Origin of the sequence: Aquibium oceanicum (genome assembly GCF_001889605.1) — a bacterium.
GTDB lineage: Bacteria > Pseudomonadota > Alphaproteobacteria > Rhizobiales > Rhizobiaceae > Aquibium > Aquibium oceanicum.
Genome location: NZ_CP018171.1, coordinates 608,497 through 627,752, shown reverse-complemented (window position 1 = coordinate 627,752; position 19,256 = coordinate 608,497). Strand labels below are relative to the sequence as shown.

17 protein-coding genes are annotated in these 19,256 nt (G+C 66.5%); 14 read left to right on the top strand and 3 right to left on the bottom strand.

Translation table 11 applies throughout. The features are described 5' to 3' along the window. Nucleotides 1-628: 628 nt before the first annotated feature. From dnaA to BSQ44_RS03130, 6 genes are all read left to right on the top strand, one after another. Nucleotides 629-2,185, top strand: a complete 1,557-nt coding sequence (dnaA, locus tag BSQ44_RS03155; protein WP_378214900.1) for a chromosomal replication initiator protein DnaA — start codon at nucleotides 629-631, stop codon at nucleotides 2,183-2,185. 191 nt (nucleotides 2,186-2,376) lie between these two features. After that, the gene (dnaN, locus tag BSQ44_RS03150; protein WP_072601902.1) at nucleotides 2,377-3,495 is read left to right on the top strand and encodes a DNA polymerase III subunit beta; all 1,119 of its coding nucleotides are present in this window, start codon (nucleotides 2,377-2,379) and stop codon (nucleotides 3,493-3,495) included. Nucleotides 3,496-3,547: 52 nt separating this feature from the next. After that, nucleotides 3,548-4,675, top strand: coding sequence for a DNA replication/repair protein RecF (gene recF / locus BSQ44_RS03145; RefSeq protein ID WP_378214936.1), 1,128 nt, complete (start codon nucleotides 3,548-3,550; stop codon nucleotides 4,673-4,675). Between the two features lie 31 nt (nucleotides 4,676-4,706). Beyond that, nucleotides 4,707-5,486 carry a molybdopterin-synthase adenylyltransferase MoeB gene (locus BSQ44_RS03140; RefSeq protein WP_072601900.1) on the top strand — a complete coding sequence of 260 codons (780 nt, stop codon included), beginning with the start codon at nucleotides 4,707-4,709 and terminating at the stop codon, nucleotides 5,484-5,486. Between the two features lie 4 nt (nucleotides 5,487-5,490). After that, entirely contained in the window at nucleotides 5,491-6,747 is a 1,257-nt protein-coding gene (locus tag BSQ44_RS03135) for an aconitase X (RefSeq protein ID WP_083534406.1), read from the top strand. Then, nucleotides 6,744-7,160, top strand: a complete 417-nt coding sequence (locus BSQ44_RS03130; RefSeq protein WP_072601899.1) for an aconitase X swivel domain-containing protein — start codon at nucleotides 6,744-6,746, stop codon at nucleotides 7,158-7,160. The genes BSQ44_RS03135 and BSQ44_RS03130 overlap by 4 nt, the downstream gene beginning before the upstream one ends. Nucleotides 7,161-7,221: 61 nt before the next feature. On the opposite strand, the gene BSQ44_RS03125 is transcribed toward BSQ44_RS03130, so the two are convergent. After that, the gene (locus BSQ44_RS03125) at nucleotides 7,222-7,548 is read right to left on the bottom strand and encodes a hypothetical protein (protein ID WP_072601898.1); all 327 of its coding nucleotides are present in this window, start codon (nucleotides 7,546-7,548) and stop codon (nucleotides 7,222-7,224) included. Nucleotides 7,549-8,173: 625 nt separating this feature from the next. Here BSQ44_RS03125 and BSQ44_RS03115 point away from each other — a divergent pair. The 3 genes from BSQ44_RS03115 (at nucleotide 8,174) to BSQ44_RS03105 (ending at nucleotide 11,077) form a co-directional block, all read left to right on the top strand. Continuing rightward, nucleotides 8,174-9,175, top strand: coding sequence for a TRAP transporter substrate-binding protein (locus tag BSQ44_RS03115; RefSeq protein WP_072601896.1), 1,002 nt, complete (start codon nucleotides 8,174-8,176; stop codon nucleotides 9,173-9,175). A 72-nt stretch (nucleotides 9,176-9,247) separates the two neighbouring features. Continuing rightward, complete coding sequence (locus tag BSQ44_RS03110; RefSeq protein ID WP_072601895.1) at nucleotides 9,248-9,760, top strand: TRAP transporter small permease; 513 nt, start codon at nucleotides 9,248-9,250, stop codon at nucleotides 9,758-9,760. Nucleotides 9,761-9,793: 33 nt separating this feature from the next. Beyond that, nucleotides 9,794-11,077 carry a TRAP transporter large permease gene (locus tag BSQ44_RS03105; RefSeq protein WP_072601894.1) on the top strand — a complete coding sequence of 428 codons (1,284 nt, stop codon included), beginning with the start codon at nucleotides 9,794-9,796 and terminating at the stop codon, nucleotides 11,075-11,077. 37 nt (nucleotides 11,078-11,114) lie between these two features. Here BSQ44_RS03105 and BSQ44_RS03100 read toward each other — a convergent pair whose 3' ends face one another. Beyond that, nucleotides 11,115-12,119: a 2-hydroxyacid dehydrogenase gene (locus BSQ44_RS03100; protein WP_072601893.1), complete on the bottom strand. Its 1,005-nt coding sequence runs from the start codon at nucleotides 12,117-12,119 to the stop codon at nucleotides 11,115-11,117. Nucleotides 12,120-12,318: 199 nt separating this feature from the next. Between BSQ44_RS03100 and BSQ44_RS03095 the strand changes: the two genes are divergently transcribed. Then, nucleotides 12,319-12,858 (top strand): SH3 domain-containing protein, encoded by a 540-nt coding sequence (locus BSQ44_RS03095; protein WP_114580041.1) that lies wholly within the window; start codon nucleotides 12,319-12,321, stop codon nucleotides 12,856-12,858. A gap of 88 nt (nucleotides 12,859-12,946) precedes the next feature. Here the strand turns inward: BSQ44_RS03095 and irrA are convergent, their stop codons facing one another. Next, nucleotides 12,947-13,354: an iron response transcriptional regulator IrrA gene (gene irrA / locus BSQ44_RS03090; protein WP_235633330.1), complete on the bottom strand. Its 408-nt coding sequence runs from the start codon at nucleotides 13,352-13,354 to the stop codon at nucleotides 12,947-12,949. 337 nt (nucleotides 13,355-13,691) lie between these two features. Here irrA and rimP point away from each other — a divergent pair, with 337 nt between their 5' ends. Genes rimP through infB form a run of 4 tightly spaced genes read left to right on the top strand, consistent with a single transcriptional unit; the run spans nucleotide 13,692 to nucleotide 19,247 of the window. Then, a complete protein-coding gene (gene rimP, locus BSQ44_RS03085) occupies nucleotides 13,692-14,312 on the top strand; it encodes a ribosome maturation factor RimP (protein ID WP_072601891.1) in 621 nt (206 codons plus the stop codon). A gap of 46 nt (nucleotides 14,313-14,358) precedes the next feature. Further along, on the top strand, nucleotides 14,359-15,963 hold the full coding sequence (nusA, locus tag BSQ44_RS03080) for a transcription termination factor NusA (RefSeq protein ID WP_072601890.1): 1,605 nt from the start codon (nucleotides 14,359-14,361) through the stop codon (nucleotides 15,961-15,963). 45 nt (nucleotides 15,964-16,008) lie between these two features. Beyond that, nucleotides 16,009-16,659 (top strand): RNA-binding protein, encoded by a 651-nt coding sequence (locus tag BSQ44_RS03075; protein ID WP_114580040.1) that lies wholly within the window; start codon nucleotides 16,009-16,011, stop codon nucleotides 16,657-16,659. Then, entirely contained in the window at nucleotides 16,656-19,247 is a 2,592-nt protein-coding gene (gene infB / locus BSQ44_RS03070) for a translation initiation factor IF-2 (RefSeq protein WP_072601888.1), read from the top strand. The genes BSQ44_RS03075 and infB overlap by 4 nt, the downstream gene beginning before the upstream one ends. The last annotated feature ends 9 nt before the right edge of the window (nucleotides 19,248-19,256 follow it).

Below are 19,256 nucleotides of genomic sequence, written 5' to 3'. Positions count from 1 at the left end.
ACGATTTCTGGAGCAAAAACAACAGCTTGCGCGGGGATGTCCACAGCTTGTTCATCAGCAGCCTCACGCTAGCGTGAATTAATTATGTCAAGCAGAAAATTATCATTTCTTTAATAGCCGCTTACGCAAAATGCCCGGTTTCGGAACAGTTTGATTCACAAAGCAATTATCCGAACGGTTGAGTTCAGGGCTCCGATTTCAACCTCTCGGCTACGCCATATCCGTAAAAAACCGATGAAGCGGCCTTGCCTCTCGGAAGCGCATTTTCTAAGGTCTAAGCATCAAACGGGACAGGGCTGCGGCCCTTAATACCCAGGAAAATTCGAACCGCTCACACGCCGGATTGAAACCGGTGAGCGCTAGAGTTTTGCCCGTTTGAGGCGGCGGTCAGCGTCGTGTCCAGCGTAAGGTGAGGACGTGTGTCTCCTGGCGTATGCGCCAGGGCGGGGTCCTTGCGCTGTCCGAAAACTGGGGACCAAGGCGCGTGAGCGCCTGGAGTGGGACGTGCCGTCCCGAATGGGGCGGCAGGAAATGGGGACGTGTAGCGAGGAGTGCGGCCTGCGGCCGCCTGATAAAATCGAGGACGTTCGCGACCGTTCCGTTGCGAGCGAGAGGGCAGCTTTGATCAATGAAAAGGAACGAGGACATGTACGGCGGAATTGAAACGGGGGCACAGGCGGGGCTTCCTTTCATTGTCAACAACGGCGGAGAAGGCACGATGCGCGGCGGAGCTTCGGAAGCAGACTCCATCTTTGACAAGTTGCGGGCTCAGTTGCAGGCGCGCCTCGGCGCGGACGTCTATTCGAGCTGGTTCGGACGCATGAAGCTTGCGGAAGCTTCGCGCGGCGTTGTCAGGCTATCGGTACCCACGGCGTTCCTGCGCTCCTGGATCAACAATCACTATCTGTCCCTCATCACCGAGCTCTGGAAGAAGGAACAGCCCGAGATCCTGCGGCTTGAAATCGTCGTCCGTACCGCTGCCAGGTCGACCCGCGGACTGATCGAGGCCGAGCCGGCCCCGGCCAAGCCGGCCACGCGCAATCCCCAGACGGCATTGGGCAACGGTGTCCTGGCGGCACCGAAGCAGGCGCAGCCCCGCGCCCCGATAAAAGACAACGCCCCTCGGCAGAGCATCCTCGGGTCGCCGCTGGACGGACGCTACACGTTCGACAGTTTCGTGGACGGTCCCTCGAACCGCGTGGCCTTCGCCGCCGCGCGGACGGTGGCGGAGAATGCATCCACCTCGATCCGCTTCAATCCGCTCTTCATCCACGCCTCCGTGGGGCTCGGCAAGACGCACCTGCTCCAGGCGATCGCCGCCGAGTCGCTGGCGCGGCGCCCCGGCTCGCGTGTCGTCTACCTGACGGCGGAGTACTTCATGTGGCGTTTCGCCACCGCGATCCGCGACAACAATGCCCTGACGCTGAAGGAACAGCTTCGCGACATCGACCTGCTCATCATCGACGACATGCAGTTCCTGCAGGGCAAGTCGATCCAGCACGAGTTCTGCCATCTCATCAACATGCTGCTCGACAGCGCCAAACAGGTCGTGGTCGCTGCCGACCGTCCCGCGTCTGATCTGGAATCGCTGGAACCGCGCGTCCGGTCGCGTCTGCAGGGCGGGGTCTCGCTCGAAATGTCGGCGCCGGACATGGCCATGCGCCTGTCCATGCTGAAGCAGCGTCTGGAAGCGGCCCGCTCGGAAGACCAGTCGCTGGCAATTCCCGACGAGATCCTGGAGCACGTCGCTCGCACCGTCACCGGCAGCGGCCGCGAACTCGAGGGCGCCTTCAACCAGTTGCTGTTTCGGCAGTCGTTCGAACCACAGCTGACGATCGACCGCATCGACGAACTGCTCGGCCACATGTTCCGGTCGGGCGAACCGAAGCGGGTGCGGATCGAGGATATCCAGCGCATCGTGGCGCGCCACTACAACGTATCCAAGACCGAGCTGCTCTCGAACCGGCGCACCCGCACGATCGTCAAGCCGCGTCAGGTGGCGATGTATCTGTCGAAGGTGATGACCCCGCGCTCCCTTCCCGAGATCGGGCGGCGGTTCGGCGGACGCGACCATACGACCGTGCTGCATGCGGTGCGAAAGATCGAAGGTCTCTCGGGCACCGACGAGAAGCTGGAGCAGGAACTGGAGCTGCTGCGCAGGCTCATAAACGACCAGGCGGCCTGACCGGTCGCGCGGGGCGGCGGACCGGGGCGCTTTTCCCCCGGGAATGCCCGCGCGAAGGGGGCGTAGCCCTCGCGCGGGCTTGCCTTTGCCGCGCTTTTCCTGTCATTTTGCCCCTCGTTGTCGGCCCGTTTCGGGCCGTTCGTTTCTGCGCTTCGCGCTCGAAGCATCCCTGATCACGAGACCGGTCCGTCATGCGCGTCACACTCGAACGTTCCAACCTGCTCAAGTCGCTCAACCACGTGCATCGCGTGGTCGAACGGCGCAACACGATCCCGATCCTGTCGAACGTGCTGCTGAAGGCCGACGGCGCGGTCCTGGAGCTGAAGGCGACCGATCTCGATCTCGAGGTGACGGAGGCGACGCCCGCGCAGATCGAACAGGCGGGAGCGACGACGGTCCCTGCGCATCTGCTCTACGACATCGTGCGCAAGCTGCCGGACGGTGCCGAGGTGATGCTGAAGACCGATCCGGAAGGCCACTCCATGTCGGTGATCTCGGGCCGGTCGAGCTTCAAGCTGCAGTGCCTGCCGCAGTCCGACTTCCCGGAACTGACCGCGGGCTCCTTCTCCCACATCTTCCGCCTCGAGGCGCCGGCCCTGAAGGGCCTGATCGACAAGACCCAGTTCGCGATCTCGACCGAGGAGACCCGCTACTATCTCAACGGCATCTTCCTGCACACGCACGAGAGCGGCGGGAAGCTCATGCTGCGTTCCGTCGCGACGGACGGCCACCGACTGGCGCGCGCCGAGATCGAGGCGCCTGCCGGTTCGGAAGGCATGCCGGGCATCATCATCCCGCGCAAGACGGTCAGCGAACTCCAGAAACTCGTCGACAATCCGGACGTGAAGGTGGTCGTGGAGCTGTCCGACACCAAGATCCGGCTGACCATCGGCAGCGTCGTACTCACCTCGAAGCTCATCGACGGCACCTTCCCGGATTACCAGCGGGTCATCCCGTCGGGCAACGACAAGAAGCTCGTGATCGATCGCCAGAGCTTCGCGGCGGCCGTCGACCGCGTCTCCACCATCTCCTCCGAGCGCGGCCGCGCGGTCAAGCTGTCGATCGCCGACGGCCAGGTCACACTGACGGTCAACAATCCCGATTCCGGCAGCGCGGTCGAGGAAATCGCGGCCGACTACGATTCCGATCCCGTCGAGATCGGCTTCAATGCGCGTTATCTCCTCGACGTGGCGGCGCAACTCAACGGATCGGAGGCGCAATTCATGCTCGCCGATGCCGGCTCTCCGACGCTCATCACCGATCTCGCGGATGAACAGGCGCTCTACGTCCTGATGCCGATGCGCGTCTGAGGCGGTGGCCGACGAGGATCGCGAAGCCGCCGGCCGGCCTCGCCGGGCCGCGATCGGCCGGCTCAAGCTGACGAACTTTCGCAACTACGCCAGCCTCGCCGCCGATTTCGCTCCGGGCGCCGTCGTGCTGTCGGGCGAAAACGGCGCGGGCAAGACCAATCTCCTGGAAGCGATCTCCCTGCTTTCGCCCGGCCGCGGGCTTCGCCGGGCACCCTATGCGGACCTGGTTCGCGAGGCCGCTCCCGGGGGCTTCGCCATCCATGCGCGGATCGAAGGTCCGTCGGGCGAGGCCGAAATCGGCACCGGCGCGGGCGAAATCGCAGCCGAGGGGGACGGGGGGCGCAAGGTCCGCATCAACGGCGCGACCGCACGATCGGCCGACGAGATGCTGGAATGGCTGCGCGTGATGTGGCTGACGCCGGCTATGGACGGGCTCTTCACCGGTCCGGCCTCCGACCGCAGGCGCTTCCTCGACAGGCTCGTGCTGACCATCGACCCCGCCCATGGCCGCCGCGCGCTCGACTACGAGAAGGCGATGCGCGGGCGCAACCGCCTGCTGGCGGAGGGATCAAGAAACGAAGCCTGGTTCGAGGCCATCGAGGCGCAGATGGCGGAGACCGGCGCCGCCATCGCCGCGGCACGCTTCGAGATGGTGCGGCTGCTCAAGGCCATGATCGAGCGGGCGCCCGACACCGGTCCTTTCCCGAAGGCCGACCTGGCGCTTTCCGGCCCCCTGGAGGAAGCGCTTGCCGCGAGCGCGTCTCTCGACGCCGAGGAAGACTTTCGCCGCCGCCTGGCGGAGGGACGCGAACGCGACCGCGCCGCCGGCCGCACGCTCGAAGGTCCGCACCGCTCAGACCTCCTCGCCCGCCACCGCCCCAAGGACATGCCCGCCGAGCTCTGCTCCACCGGCGAGCAGAAGGCGCTGCTGGTCGGGCTCGTGCTGTCGCATGCGCGGCTGACCGGCGAGATCGCGGGGATGGCGCCGGTGCTCCTGCTCGACGAGATCGCCGCGCATTTCGACCGGGGCCGCCGCGCCGCGCTTTTTGACATCCTGGAAGACCTGGGCTGCCAGGTCTTCATGACCGGCACCGAACGCGACCTCTTCTCCGCGCTCGACGGACGGGCACAGTTTCTGACCGTGTCGGGAGGCACGATCCGCGCCGACGAGGCCGGCTGACTTTCCGCGTGCCGCGGCGTATGATCCCGGCATGAACGAGAGCCGCCCTGACCCGCTGACGCCTGAGGAACTGGAGCGCTATGCGCGCCACATCGTGCTGCCGGAAATCGGCGGGCCGGGCCAGCAGAAGCTCAAGCGCGCCCGCGTGCTGGTGATCGGCGCCGGCGGCCTCGGCGCCCCGGTGCTGGAATATCTCGCCGCCGCCGGGGTCGGCACGCTCGGCATCGTCGACGACGACATCGTCTCGGTGTCCAACCTGCAAAGACAGGTGATCCACGACACCAGGGCGGTCGGCAAGGCCAAGGTCGACAGCGCGGCGGAGACCATCGGCCGGATCAATCCGCATGTGGCAGTAGAGCGGCATCATGTCCGTCTCGATGCCGGTAACGCCGCCGAGCTTGTCTCGGCCTACGATCTCGTCATCGACGGTTCGGACAATTTCGATACCCGCTATCTGGTCGCGGACGCCTGCGCGGCGGCGGGCAAGCCGCTGGTGGCGGCGGCGGTGGGGCGTTTCGACGGGTCGCTGACGGTGCTGAAGCCCTTCGAGAACGGGCCGGAGGGGGAGCCCCTGCCCTCGTATCGCGACCTCTTTCCCGAACCGCCCCCGGCGGGGCTGGTGCCCTCCTGCGCGGAAGCTGGCGTGCTCGGCGCGCTGACGGGCGTGATGGGGACGCTGCAGGCGATGGAGGCCATCAAGCTCATCGCCGGCATCGGCGAGCCGCTGATCGGCCGGCTGCTTCTCTACGACGCGCTCGGCGCGCGCTTCGACGTGATGCGCTACCGTGCCCGGCGCGAGGCGGCCGAGTAGGGGCGTGGCGCTGCAGCTCACCGACGAGGAGCGCGCGATCGCGGCCGGCCGGGATGGCGACGGCGCGTCGATGGCCATGCGCATCCTGGCCGAGAGCGCCCGGCTGATCGGCGCGACGCGGCTGATTCCGGTCCGGTCGGCCCATATCGACGGGGCGCTGTACCATGGCGATTCCGGGACCCTGTTCGCGGAAAAACTGGTGGCCGGCGGGGCGAAGGTTGCGGTGCGGGCGACGCTGAACGTCGGGGCGCTGGATCTCACCGGCAGCTGCCGCGTGCGGCTCGAAGGGACCGAGCGCGAGATGGCGCGGCGGATGATGCGGGCGTATCGCGACCTCGGCTGCGAACCCTCCTGGACCTGCGCGCCTTACCAGGCCGGGCATCGGCCGGAGAAGGGCACCGACGTCGCCTGGGGGGAATCCAACGCCGTCGTGTTCTGCAACTCCGTTCTCGGGGCGCGCACGAACCGGTACGGCGATTTTCTCGACATCGCCTGCGCGATCACGGGACGGGCGCCGGATAACGGGCTGCATCGGGTGGAGAACCGGCGGGCGAGGATCGTGTTCGATGTTTCGGCGCTACCCCCCGCGTTCCTCGCCTCGGAGATCGCGTGGCCGGTGTTGGGCAGTCTTTTCGGGCGCATGGTCGGGAACGCCGTAGGTGTCGTCACGGGGATTGCCGGCCACCCGGGCGAGGATGCGCTGAAGGCCTTCGGGGCGGCGGCGGCTTCGACGGGGGCGGTGGGGCTGTTCCATATCGCGGGCGTGACGCCGGAGGCGCCGGACCTCGAGGCGGCGCTGGGCGGGCAGCCACCGGAGCAGGTCATCGCGGTCACGCCGGCCATGGCGCTCGACGCGCAGCGGCGGCTGTCGACGGCTGAGAGGGCGGACAGGATCGACGCGGTGGCGATCGGCAGTCCGCATCTTTCGCCGCGCGAACTGGAGGCGCTGGAGCGGTTGGTGGCAGGCCGAAAGCTTGCCGTGCCGCTCTTCGCCTGCACCGGTCGGCACGCGCTCGACGCCTCCGGCCCCGAACGGCGCGTTGCACTCGAACGGGCGGGGGTGGTGATCGTGGCCGACACCTGCGTGGTGGTGACGCCGATCATGGCGGAGGTGGCGGGCGGCGTTTTGATGACGAATTCGGGAAAGTTCGCCCAATACGCGCCGGGCAATACCGGGTACGCGGTGCTCTACGCGTCGCTGGCCGACTGCGTGGAGAGCGCGGTGGCGGGGCGGCCGGTGCTGCGGGAGCTTGACGCGTGAGCCCGGCGCGGGGCGAGGTGCTGGTGGCCGGCGCGGCGGCGGGCGGGCCGGCGCTGGTGCTTTCGGCGCCGATCAGCTTCTGGGGCGGGGTCGATCCGAAGACCGGAACCATCGCCGACGTGCGCCACCCGCAGCACGGCGAAAGCGTCGCCGGGCGCGTGCTCTTCCTGCCGGGCACGATCGGCTCGTCCTCGGCGTCGGCCGTGCTGCTCGAACTCGTCCACGCCGGCCGGGCGCCGGCGGCGATCGTCCTGCACGAGCCGGACGCGATCCTGCTGCTGGGCCTGATCGTGGCGGGCGAGATGGGCTGGCCGGCGCCGCCGGCGCTGCGGCTCGACCGGACGCTTCACGAGCGCTTTGCCGGGACGACGGTCGCCGTCAGTGCCGAGGGGGCGCTGGAGGCGGGCACTTAGAGCGCTTTGTCTTTGGATGCGCTCTCAACCCGTCAGAAAGTACCCCTCTCCGCGCGACGGTTCACTGCATCGGCGCGATCGTGGGGCCGCTGAAGAGGCCGTCCTTCACCCGATAGCCGGGCGGATAGGGCTTGTAGTCGAAATCGGCGAAGCTGCCCTTGCCGGAATACAGCGCCAGGGCGTCCTTCGGGTCGATGCGGCAGAGGAAGTAGCCCATGGCCATGGCCAGCATCAGCGCGCGGCCGGAAGCCTCCTCTTCAGGGTTCTCGCAGGGTTTCTCGCCCCACAGGAGCGCCGCGCACTGGTGCGCGTTCCGCGTGATGCGCTCGAAGGCGGCCTCGCATTCGGGGTTCGGGGTCCATCTGGGCTGTCGCGATTTCCTTGCCATCACTCGTCCTTTCGTCGTGGCGCGCGGGCGCGTTCCCGCGCCTTCAGGCCGGGGTTTTCCAGTCGGGAGACGGCGCATGGCATCGCGTCCGTTTCTTTTTGTGTTTCGACGCGCTGCCATGCGCCGGCGGCGTTTTCCCCCCGGCCATCCCGGCCATCCCCTCGCGGGGCAGCTCCGGTCCGGACGGGGGCCGGAACACGCCCGCCACCGTTCGCGGGCATCCTCCGGCGCCACACCTGCCTGGGTCGTCCGGTCGTACGTCCCGTTCCCGACGGCAGGCTGCGAGGAGAAGGATAGCGGGGGTGCGGGAGACGTGGATGGAATGGAGGCAGTCGGGAGTGGGCAGTCGGCAGTCGGGGAAGGAAATCAGGGAGTTGGCGGCGGGGATTTTTTCCGCGGGGAGGGATTTGTCCACGCTCGCACCGGGGTCTTTCGCCATGAAGACGGTGCTGTCCCGGCCGGGCGTTCCACTCGCACGTCGCAGTCTCGCGAGCCAGCTTGCTTGGGCAATGGCTTTGGAAGATGGCCGCTCCCCCGCCCTTTTCCGGGTAGCGGTGTTGCAGGAAAGGCAGTAGGTGAGGAACCTCGAATGTAGCAGACGCTGCGCAACTGGGAGTGAGAATTGATGAATATGTTTGCAAGGTCGACTGCACCCGCCGCTCTGGCGCTGGCGCTTGCAGGTCTGGTCTGGGCTGCGCCGGCATCCGCCCAGCAGGAGGTGAAGATCGGTTACGCCCTGGCCGCCGCGCCAGACTCGCACTACGGAGTCGCCGCGGAGAAGTGGCAGGAAGTGGTCGAGGCCGAGACGGACGGTCGCTACTCGTTCCGTCACTTCCCATCCTCCGGCCTCGGCGGTGAGCGCGAGGTGATCGAAGGACTTCAGCTCGGAACCGTGGAAGCGACGATCGTCTCATCCGGCACGCTCAGCAACTTCGTGCCGGAGACCGGTGTGTTCGACATTCCGTTCCTGTTCCGTGACCTCGCTCATGCGCGCAACGTACTCGATGGCCCGATCGGTCAGGACATCCTGGCCAAGTTCGACGATGCCGGCCTGGTCGCCCTCGCGTGGGGCGAGCAGGGCTTTCGTCACATCACGAACAACCGCAACCCGATCGCATCCCCGGAGGACGTCCAGGGCCTGAAGCTCCGGACGATGGAGAATCCGATTCACATCGCGGCGTTCGAGGCGCTGGGAGCGGCACCGACGCCGATGGCGTGGCCGGAAGTCATAAGTGCGCTGCAGCAGGGTACGATCGACGGGCAGGAAAACCCGCTTTCGGTGATCACCTCAGCCAAGCTGTCGGAAGTGCAGGAGTATCTCACACTTTCCGGGCACGTGTATTCGCCGGCCATGCTTCTGGTCTCCAAGCAATTGTGGGAGCAGATGACGCCAGAGGATCAGGAAGCCTTCCGCAAAGGCGCGACAGAGGCGGTAAGCGCGATGCGCGGCTTCGTGGACAACGTCGAAAGCGCCGGGGTTACCAAGCTCAAGGAAGCCGGCATGAAAGTCGGCGAGCTCTCGGCCGAGCAGAAGGCAGCGTTCCAGGAGCAACTGGCGAGCGCGTACGAGCAGTACTATCAGACGTACGACAAGGAACTGATCGACCAGATCATCGCCACAAAGTAGGCGGTCGGCACCGCGATCCGCCAGGCGCGCAGGGAAGCACCCTGCGCGCCGTTGCAACTTCGGGAGGGCGAGTTGAAGGCGTTCGAGCATTGGTTCGTCGAGGCGAACAAGTGGGCGCTCGTGCTGCTGCTGGCGGCCATGTCCTGCATCGTGTTCGCGAACGTCTCTCTCCGTTTCCTGACAAACTTCTCCATCACCTGGTCCGAAGAAGTCGCCCGCTACCTGATGATATGGATGACGTTCATCGGGGCTGGCCTGGCCCTTCGCTTCGGCGGCCATGTGGCCATAAACAATTTTCAGGAGATGCTGCCGTTGCCAGCGCAACGGCTGACGCGCACGGTCGTCGCCATACTGCTGCTGGCCTTTTGCGTCGTCATGGTCTGGATGGGATACGATTACCTGTCGCGAATGCGCTTCCAGGTGACTCCCGCAACCCGGGTTTCCTTCAGCTACATCTATGCCGCAATGCCGATAGGCTTCATCCTGCTGATCGTGCATCTGCTGCTGGTCGCAAAGTCCTACGTGCTGGAGAGCCGCCTCGAAACGCTGGACGATCCGCAAGACGATGCGCTCCGCCTCGACTGAAAGCTCATCGCGCATGATGCGTGGAGAATCCCGATGGCAGTAATCCTGTTCGTCGCGTTCTTCGGTCTACTTCTGATCGGCATGCCGGTCGCCTTCGCGCTCGCCATCGCCACCGGAGCCGCGATCAGTCTCGGCAGCAGCTATCCCCAGATCGTCGTCGTCAAGGAGATGTTCTCCGGTCTCGACAGCTTCCCCCTGATGGCTGTCCCCTTCTTCATACTTGCCGCCGAACTCATGACCGGAGGCGCGATGACGCAGGTGCTGCTGCGCTTTGCCTCCCAATTCGTCGGCCACTATCGCGGAGGCCTCGGCTACGCGAACGTGTTATCGTCGACGATGTTCGCAGGCATCTCCGGCTCTGCACTGGCAGACGCGGCCGGCCCCGGCGCCATGATGATCCGGATGATGGAAAAGGGGGGCTACGACAAGAGCTATGCCAGCGCGCTGACGGTCTCCAGCGCCGTGGTGGGACCGATCATCCCGCCTTCGATCATCATGATCCTCTATGCCATGCAGGACAGTCGTGTCTCCGTGGGAGCGCTCTTCATGGCAGGAATAATTCCGGGCTTGCTCATTTCGCTCTCGATGGCAGCCGTGAACTGGCACGTGAGCCGGAAGCGTGGCTACAAAGGAGGCGATCCGCGCCCGCCATGGCGCGAGATGGCACGGACGACACTTCGGGCCGTTCCGGCTTTGATGATGATCGTCATCATCGTCGGCGGCATTCGCACCGGCGTCTTCACCCCGACGGAAGCTTCCGTCGTCGGCGTCTTCTATGCGCTGCTCTGCGGGATGTTCGTCTACCGGTCGCTGCGTCTGCGCGACCTGCCCGGGATCCTTCTTCGCTCGGCACTGATTTCCGTGGCGATCCTGCTCATCCTGGCGGCAGCGCGCGCCTTTGCATGGATCATCATCATCGAAGGCATACCGCAAAGCATCGCCGGCACGATCGGGGCCTGGGACCTGAGCCCCATCGTCTTCCTCCTTGCCGTCAACCTGCTGCTGATCGCGTTCGGCTTGTTCATGGACCCGCTGCCGGGTGTCCTCATTCTGGTGCCGATCCTCAGCCCCATAGCCCATACTCTCGGCATCGATCCGATCCACTTCGCGATCGTGGTGATCGTGAACCTGACGGTCGGGCTTGTAACCCCGCCGGTGGGCGCCCTCCTCTTCGTGGTATCTTCCGTCGTGAAGGTGCGCGTCAGCGAGATCATACGCAACATGCCGTACTTCCTCGTCGCCTACGCGGCGATCCTGCTGCTCCTCACATTCGTTCCCGCAATCTCGACCTGGCTGCCGCGTATCAGCGGATACTGACTTCCGGAAGCCGCGGAAGGGAACGAAGCGTCCTCCCTCACCCCCTGTGCGGCAGAACCCTGTCCGGGGGCCGATGCCCATCGGCCCAGACGCGGATGTTGATGATGACCTTGTCGCCCATGTCGACGCGGCCCTCGATGGTGGCGGAGCCCATGTGGGGGAGCAGCACGATCTTGCCCTGGGCGGCGAGTTTTACCAGCTTGGGGTTGATCGCCGGCTCGTGCTCGAAGACGTCCAGCCCGGCGCCGGCGAGGCGACCGTCCTGGACCATCTGGATCAGCGCCGCCTCGTCGATGATGTCGCCGCGCGCGGTGTTGACGACGTAGGCCGAGGGCTGCATCAGCGCCAGCCGGCGCGCCGACAGGAGGTGGAAGGTGGCCGGGGTGGAGGGGCAGTTGACCGAGATGATGTCCATGCGGGCGAGCATCTGGTCGAGGCTTTCCCACCAGGTCGCCTCCAGCTGGTCCTCGATGGCGGGGGCCACGCGCTTGCGGTTGTGATAGTGGATCGACAGGCCGAAGGCCTTGGCGCGGCGCGCCACCGCGGTGCCGATGCGGCCCATGCCGACGATGCCGAGCCGCTTGCCCCAGATGCGGCGGCCGAGCATCCAGGTGGGCGACCAGCCGGACCACTTGCCGCCTTCCTTGGTGAGCATGCCCGCACCCTCGATCAGCCGGCGCGGCACGGTGAGGATCAGGCCCATGGTCATGTCGGCCGTGTCCTCGGTGAGGACGTTGGGCGTGTTGGTGACGGTGATGCCCTTCTTCGCCGCGGCGTCGACGTCGATGTGCTCGACGCCATTGCCGAAATTGGCGATGAGCTTGAGGTTCGGCCCGGCCTGCTCGATGAGCGCGGCGTCGATGCGGTCGGTGATGGTGGGCACGATGACGTCGGCCTGCCGCACGGCTGCGACGAGCTCGGGCTGGGTCATGGGACGGTCGTCGACGACGAGCCGGGCGTCGAACAGCTCGCGCATGCGCGTCTCGACCGGGTCGGGCAGCTTGCGCGTGATGACGACGAGAGGCTTCTTCTTGCCCGCCATGATTTCCTCGTTTCCGGGTCCTGTTGAGACCTCTTTAACCAAGACGGGCGATAATCCAAACCCTGTGAACGGCCCTCGCCCTCTCTAGCAACAGGGCCGGGCCAAGACAAAGAAAAACGGGATCGCCGAGGTCCGGCCGCCGGACCGGCGTGACATGGAAGTCGAGGTTCGTATCGTGTCCCTTCCCTGTGCCTTCCGCATGGCCGCCGCCCCGCTGGCGCTGGCCGCTGCACTTCTCCTCAGCCCCCAGGGCGCGCCGCCGGCCCATGCGGCGGCCGGCGCCGAGCCGGTGACGCTCGGCCCCAGCGGCCTGCCGCTGCCGCGCTTCGTCAGCCTCAAGGCCAGCAAGGTGAACCTGAGGATCGGGCCGGGGCTGAACTACTCGGTCGACTGGATGTACCTGAAGTCGGGCCTGCCGATGGAGATCGTGCAGGAATACGACACCTGGCGCCGCGTGCGCGACGCCGAGGGCGCGGAGGGCTGGATCAACCAGTCGCTGCTTTCGGGCAAGCGCACCGCGCTGGCCGCGCCCTGGCAGCAGGGCAAGCAGATCGAGATCCCGCTGCTGGCCAAGCCGCAGGAGGACGCGCGCGTGGTGGCCAAGCTGCAGCCGGGCGTGATGGGCACGGTGAAGGCCTGCGACGGCAAATGGTGCCGCATGAGCTTCGCCGGCTACGACGGCTGGATCGAGCAGTCGCTGGTGTGGGGGGTCTATCCGGGCGAGACTGTCGAGGACTGAGGCGCTTCGCCACGCCGGTCCTGTCGGTGTGGACATGAAAAAGCCGCCTCGCGGGCGGCTTTTTTCGTGGTCGCGGAAGATTCGGGTGTCAGCGCGCGGTCTTGGGGCGCAGGCGCACAACGATGTCGACGTTGACGATCTCCATGCCCTCGGGCGGCTCGGGCAGGTTGTGCACGGTGACCGGGCCGTTGGCGATATCGATCACGGTGTTGGCGCCCTCGACGTAGAAATGGTGGTGGTCGGAGGTGTTGGTGTCGAAATAGGTCTTGGCGCCCTCGACGGCCAGGATGCGCAGCATGCCGGCCTCGGTGAACTGGTGCAGCGTGTTGTAGACGGTGGCCAGCGACACGGGGACGCCTGCCTGCACGGCTTCCTCGTGCAGCTCCTCGGCGGAGATGTGACGGTCGCCCTTGGCGAAGAGCATGTCCGCCAGCGCGACGCGCTGCCGGGTCGGGCGCAGACCCGCCTCGCGCACCCTGCCGACGATGCCTGCCATTGTCTCTTCCATAAGAAGGTCTTCCAGTGTCTCGTGCCCCGCGGACCCGATGGATCGCGCAATATGCCAGCCACACGATATATTCGTTCCACCGGTCGAGATCAATACGTGGCCGGGGAAACGGGCCGCGGGAACGGGTTCGTCGTGGAGGCGGGAAAGGGTCTGGCGGGCGGCTGACGGTGGGCTCTGGCGCCGGGGCGTCTCAAGCTTCTTGAAATCCTTCGCGGGAACCGGTATATAGCGATCAAATTCTTGGTCGTACGGCGCAAGAGTGGGTCCACCCGGTCCCGCTCTTTTTTGTTACCCGCGCGGCCCTTCCGGAGACATACGCACGGGAATGACGGACCAGACGACCGAGGCGGACGACCGCATCATCCGCGAAACCGGAACCGACCAGCGCGTGGCACTGCTCATCCAGCCGCTGCTGCGCTCGATGGGATACCGGCTGGTGCGGGTGCGGCTGTCGGGACAGAACGGGCTCACCCTGCAGATCATGGCCGAGCGCCTCGACGGCACGATGACGGTCGAGGACTGCGAGGAGGTGAGCCGCGCCGTGTCGCCGCTGCTCGACGTCGAGGACGTGATCGACAAGGCCTATCACCTGGAGGTCTCCTCGCCCGGCATCGACCGGCCGCTGGTGCGCAAGAGCGACTTCAGCCACTGGGCCGGGCACCTGGCCAAGCTGGAGACCTCGATGCCGGTGGCCGAGAAGAAGCGGTTCCGCGGCAAGATCGCCGAGGCGAACGACACCGAGGTGGTGATCGAGCGCGACCAGGCGAGCTACGGCGACGAGCTGGTGGTGCGCATCCCGTTCGATCTCATCTCGGAGGCAAGGCTGGTGCTGACGGACGACCTCGTGCGCGAGGCGCTCCAGAAGGACAAGAAGGCGCGCCAGGAACGCAAGAAACGCCGCGGCGAAGAGCCGGACGGCGAGGACGAACAACAAACGCAGGACTGAATTCGCAGCGCGGCCGGAGCGCCGGGGCGAAGCAAGGGAGACCATCATGGCAGTCAGTGCAAACCGGCTGGAGCTTCTGCAGATCGCGGACGCCGTGGCCCGCGAGAAATCGATCGACAAGGGCATCGTCATCGCGGCGATGGCCGACGCGATCCAGAAGGCGGCGCGCTCGCGCTACGGTCAGGAGACCAACATCCGCGCCGACATCAACCCGACCACGGGCGAGATGAAGCTGCAGCGCCTGATGGAGGTGGTCGAGGAGGTCGAGGAGTTCGGCCGGCAGATCTCGCTGCGCGACGCGCGCGACCGCAACCCGGACGCACAGGTCGGCGACTTCATCGCCGAGCAGCTGCCGCCGATGGATTTCGGCCGCATCGCGGCGCAGTCGGCCAAGCAGGTGATCGTGCAGAAGGTGCGCGAGGCCGAGCGCGACCGGCAGTACGACGAGTACAAGGACCGCATCGGCGAGATCATCAACGGCACGGTCAAGCGCGTCGAATACGGCAACGTGATCGTCGATCTCGGCCGCGGCGAGGCGATCATCCGCCGCGACGAGCTGATCCCGCGCGAGAACTACAAGTATGGCGACCGCGTGCGCGCCTATGTCTACGACGTGCGCCGCGAGCAGCGCGGTCCGCAGATCTTTCTCTCGCGCACGCATCCGCAGTTCATGGCCAAGCTGTTCCAGATGGAAGTGCCGGAAATTTACGACGGCATCATCGAGATCAAGTCGGTCGCCCGCGACCCGGGTTCGCGCGCCAAGATCGCGGTGATCTCGCGCGACTCGTCGATCGATCCGGTCGGCGCGTGCGTGGGCATGCGCGGCAGCCGCGTGCAGGCGGTTGTCGGCGAATTGCAGGGCGAGAAGATTGACATCATCCCGTGGTCGCACGACGCGGCCTCCTTCATCGTCAACGCGCTGCAGCCGGCCGAAGTCGCCAAGGTGGTGCTCGACGAGGATGCCGAACGTATTGAAGTCGTCGTTCCCGATGACCAACTGTCACTTGCGATCGGCCGGCGCGGACAGAACGTGCGCCTGGCCTCGCAGCTGACGGGCTGGGACATCGACATCCTCACCGAGCAGGAGGAGAGCGAGCGCCGTCAGAAGGAGTTCGTGGAACGCTCCAACCTGTTCATGGATGCCCTGAACGTCGACGAGATGGTCGGTCAGGTCCTGGCGTCCGAAGGTTTCACCTCCGTGGAGGAAGTCGCCTACGTCGACGCCGACGAGATCGCGTCGATCGACGGGTTCGACGAGGACACGGCGTCGGAGATCCAGGCACGCGCGCGGGAATATCTCGAGCGCATCGAGGCCGAGCACGACGCCAAGCGGCGCGAGCTGGGCGTCGAGGACGAGCTGCGTGAGGTGCCCGGCGTGACCACCGCCATGATGGTGACGCTCGGCGAAGACGGCGTGAAGACGGTCGAGGACTTCGCCGGCTACGCGGTCGACGACATCGTCGGCTGGAAGGAGCGCAAGGACGGCGAGACCAAGATGTTCCCCGGCGTGCTTTCGGAGCACGGGGTGAGCCGCGCCGACGCCGAGCAGATGGTGCTCGCCGCTCGCCTGAAGGCGGGCTGGATCACCGAGGACGACCTCGCGGGGGATGCCGACGAGGCCGAACTGGAAGAACAGCCGGCCGAAGCCTGAGCCGGAAGATGGTACGGCGGCTGACCGGAGAGTTGTTTGGACGAGATGGCCGAACGCACATGCATCGTGACGCGCCGGGCGGGCGAGCCGGAAGGCCTGATCCGCTTCGTCGCGGGTCCCGACATGTCGGTCGTGCCGGACCTGAAGAGGAACCTGCCGGGACGCGGATGCTGGGTCACCGCTGAGCGGGCCCGCGTCGAGGAAGCGGCTCGCAAGAACCTCTTCCGGCGCGCGCTCAAGGCGGAGGTGAACGTCGACCGGGACCTCGCGGGGCTGGTCGACGGGCTGCTGACGAAATCCCTGCTGGGGGCGCTCGGGCTTGCGCGCAAGGCCGGTGCCGTGGCATTGGGCGCAGCCAAGACGGATGCCGCCATCCGCTCCGGGAAGGCTCTCGTCGTTCTTCATGCCAGGGAAGCGGCCGAGGACGGCATTCGCAAGCTCTCCCAGGCACGCACGGCGACCGTCCATCTGGGCGGTCCGGATATCCAGGCCTACAAACTCCTTTCGGAGGCCGAAATGGGTTTGGCATTCGGGGCCACAAATGTGATACATGCTGCCGTGCTCGCGCAGGACGCGGGCAAGGCGGCTTTCAGGCGCGTGGTTGCGCTTGACCGTTACCGGGGCGGCTCCCCGGATGGCCGGGCGGCAATTGACGGCCCGCCGGCACAGACGGCGCCTAACAAGGATACGGAATGACGGATACGAAATCGGGCGACGACAAGACGCTGACCGTGAACACGAAGAAGACCCTGACCCTGAAGCGGCCGGGAGTCGAGCAGGGAACCGTGCGCCAGAACTTCTCGCACGGGCGGACGAAGTCCGTCGTCGTCGAGACCAAGAAACGCAAGTTCTCCATGCCGGGCGAACGCCAGGAGCAGGCGCCGCTGACGCTCAACCCGCGTCCGCAGCCAGCCGCCGCGCGCCCCGCGCCGCCGCCACCGCAGCCGCAGGCACCGGTGGCGCGCCAGCCGCAGCCGCAGCGCGAGACCCCGCGCGGCCCGGCACAGACGGATCGCTCGGGCGTGGTGCTGAACGACCTCTCCGGCGAGGAGATCGAAGCGCGGCGCCGCGCCCTCGAGGAATCGCGCCATCGCGAGATCGAGGAGCGCAAGCGCGCCCAGGAAGACGCGCTGCGCCGCAACGAGGAAGAAGAACGCCGCCGCAAGGAGCGCGAGGAATCGGCGCGCCGGCAGGCCGAGGAAGAAGAGCGCCTGCAGCGCGAGGCCGAAGCCCGGCGCCGCGCCGAGGAAGAGGCGCGCCGCCGCACGCCCCCGGCCGGACCGGAAGTGGCCGACGAGCCCGAGGTGGTGAAGAGCAAGACCAAGCCCGGCCTGCCGCCCAAGCGGATCCCGACACCGGAGGCCGCGCGTCCGAGCCGCGGACGCGAGGACGACCGGCGCCGCGGCAAGCTGACGCTCAACAGCGCCCTGTCGGGCGACGAGGCGCGCGGACGCTCGCTGTCGGCCATGCGCCGCCGCCAGGAGAAGTTCAAGCGCGGCATGCACCAGGAACCGCGCGAGAAGATCTCCCGCGAGGTGACGCTGCCCGAGACGATCACCATCCAGGATCTCGCCAGCCGCATGGCCGAGCGGGCGGTGGACGTCGTCAAGTACTTCATGAAGCAGGGCCAGATCATGAAGCCCGGCGACCTGATCGACGCCGATACGGCCGAACTCGTGGCATCGGAATTCGGCCACACGGTCAAGCGCGTTGCTGAATCCGACATCGAGGAAGGGCTGTTCAACATCGCCGACAAGCCGGAGAACCAGGAACGGCGTCCGCCGGTCGTCACCATCATGGGCCACGTCGACCACGGCAAGACGTCGCTGCTCGATGCCATCCGCGAGGCCAACGTTGTTTCGGGCGAGGCCGGAGGCATCACCCAGCACATCGGCGCCTACCAGGTGGAAAAGAGCGGCCAGAAGATCACCTTCATCGACACGCCCGGCCACGCCGCCTTCACGGCGATGCGCGCCCGCGGCGCGCAGGCGACCGATATCGCCATCCTGGTGGTCGCGGCCGACGACAGCGTGATGCCGCAGACGATCGAATCCATCAGCCACGCCAAGGCGGCGGGTGTGCCGATCATCGTGGCGATCAACAAGATCGACAAGCCGGACGCCAACCCGCAGAAGGTTCGCACCGAACTCCTCCAGCACGAGGTGTTCGTCGAATCCATGGGCGGCGAGGTGCTCGACGTCGAGGTTTCCGCGACCAAGAAGACCAACCTCGACAAGCTGCTCGAGGCGATCCTGCTGCAGGCCGAACTGCTGGACCTGAAGGCCGATCCGGAGCGTACGTCGGAAGGCGTGGTCATCGAGGCCAAGCTCGACAAGGGCCGCGGCCCGGTCGCCACCGTGCTGGTGCAGACGGGCATGCTCATGCCCGGCGACATCATCGTGGCCGGCAACGAGTGGGGCAAGGTGCGCGCGCTGGTCAACGACCGGGGTGAGCAGATCAAGGAAGCGGGTCCCTCCACGCCGGTCGAGGTGCTGGGTCTCCAGGGCACGCCGCAGGCGGGCGACCGCTTCGCGACGGTGGAAAGCGAGGCACGGGCCCGCGAGATCACCGAATACCGCCAGCGCCTGGCACGCGAGAAGGCGGTGGCCAAGCATGCCGGCCAGCGCGGCTCGCTCGAGCAGATGATGTCGCAGCTGCAGACCTCGGGGCTTAAGGAATTCCCGCTGGTCATCAAGGGCGACGTGCAGGGCTCGGTGGAAGCGATCGTGGCCGCGCTCGACAAGCTCGGCACCGACGAGGTGCGCGCGCGCATCGTCCATTCGGGCGCCGGCGGCATTACCGAGAGCGACGTGTCGCTGGCGGAGACCTCCGGCGCGGCGATGATCGGCTTCAACGTGCGCGCCAACAAGCAGGCGCGCGACGCGGCCGAGCATGCCGGGATCGAGATTCGCTACTACAACATCATCTACAACCTGGTGGATGACGTGAAGGCGGCGATGTCGGGCCTCCTGTCGCCGGAACGCCGCGAGACCTTCCTCGGCAATGCGGAGATCCTCGAGGTCTTCAACATCACCAAGACCGGCAAGGTCGCGGGCTGCCGCGTCACCGAAGGCAAGGTGGAGCGCGGCGCGGGCGTGCGCCTGATCCGCGACGACGTGGTGATCCACGAAGGCACGCTGAAGACGCTGAAGCGGTTCAAGGACGAGGTTCCCGAAGTGCCCGCCGGACAGGAGTGCGGCATGGCCTTCCAGAACTACGAGGACATCCGCCAAGGCGACATCATCGAGTGCTTCCGCGTCGAGATGGTGACGCGGACGCTGTAGGCGCTAAGC